The following is a 1288-nucleotide window of genomic DNA, read 5'->3' on the forward strand; positions in this document are numbered from 1 at the left end:
TCATTCCAGGGACGATGTAGCGTGGTTGCGTCATGCTTCGCACACCGCACCAAGCGTGCCGGACACCACCGCAGCTCATTTCGCACACTTACGCTACCGGTGGTGGCGAAAGTGCCGGCGCACGCCGGCGGACGCCAACCCAGGTCGGGTCAGCCCGCAGTTCGCAAGGCCTGGGTGATCACCGCGCCCCTCGGCTTCGGCGTAAAATCCTCTTAGCCGGGCCAGTCACCAGCGTGCCCCTCGAACTTCCATCGAGTTGCCCCCTGAGACGGTCCAGGTATCCTCGGCGGCGGGCATGCTGCTTTCGCACCGCAGCGATTTGTGTCCGGAACTCACCGGCACGACCTAGCGATAGCGCCGCGTCGCGTAGGTCTACGGTCAGCTTCACGGCCTCGTCGTACTTGCGATCCTCGATGAGTCGTTCGAGCCGTTTCCATGCCTTGGCCCCTTGTTTCGTGAGGGCAGCGAGGTGCCGCTTCCGGGCAGCGGCGGCTTGACGGCGCTCCTTCTCCGCTTGCTCGGCCTCCGCTGCCTCCCGCACGAGCCTGAGCTCATTCGCCCGTTCCCGCAAGGCCGCAACTGTGCGCGGTTTCCTCGGCGGCATCGGCTGTTGTCGTCGAAACGCAGCAATCAGTTCGGTACCGATCCTGACGGTCGGGTCGTCGACAGCACTGAGAAGCCAGCGATCCTTCTCGCGCGTGGGTCTGGACCGGATCCAGCTTCGCAGCGCCTTTTCATCCAGTGCGTCGTTCTGGCTGCCCTCCGCTGCAGCCGCTACCAAGTCCTGATCGATGATCTCGTGACCGAAACACCAAGCGAGGAAGGCAAGTGGTTTGCCGCGGCCAAGGGCGCCAAGTTGTTTGACGAGGCCATCGCGCTTGCCAATCGCACGCCCTGCTCGCCACAGACACTGACCCGGGCGGCGCGCGATTTTGAAGATAAGAACCCTCAGTTCGCAGTGGAGGCCGGCATGACTGCGCTACGTTGGCTGGTGGAAGGATACGGCTATGAGGTCACGGGGCTGGATGTGCTGAACGCCTACTCGCACACGATGAGGGCCGCTGAGAACACCGGCTGCGCCGAGCAAACGAAAGCGCGCATCCAAGAGCTCGTTGCGCACAAGGCCACTGGCGCGAGTTTTGTCGCCAAGGTGCTTGGCCGCCACTTGGGGTTGTCGTGATGCGCAAAATGGCAGCGCGAAGGGGCTGCAAGGAGACAGCCCTATGAGTGAGTACCAGTGTTACGAGTTCGTCGCCCTCGATCGCCCCCTCACATCGGACGAAATGGA

At 63.2% G+C, this 1288-nt stretch carries 2 protein-coding genes; one reads left to right on the plus strand and one right to left on the minus strand.

The genetic code is table 11. From position 1 onward, the window contains the following. Positions 1–178 precede the first annotated feature (178 nt). Positions 179–571: a hypothetical protein gene (locus MJD61_15890; protein MCG8556746.1), complete on the minus strand. Its 393-nt coding sequence runs from the start codon at positions 569–571 to the stop codon at positions 179–181. A 228-nt stretch (positions 572–799) separates the two neighbouring features. Between MJD61_15890 and MJD61_15895 the strand changes: the two genes are divergently transcribed. Then, a complete protein-coding gene (locus MJD61_15895; GenBank protein MCG8556747.1) occupies positions 800–1180 on the plus strand; it encodes a hypothetical protein in 381 nt (126 codons plus the stop codon). Positions 1181–1288 lie beyond the last annotated feature (108 nt).

The organism is Pseudomonadota bacterium (assembly GCA_022361155.1).
Lineage (GTDB): Bacteria > Myxococcota_A > Polyangia > Polyangiales > JAKSBK01 > JAKSBK01.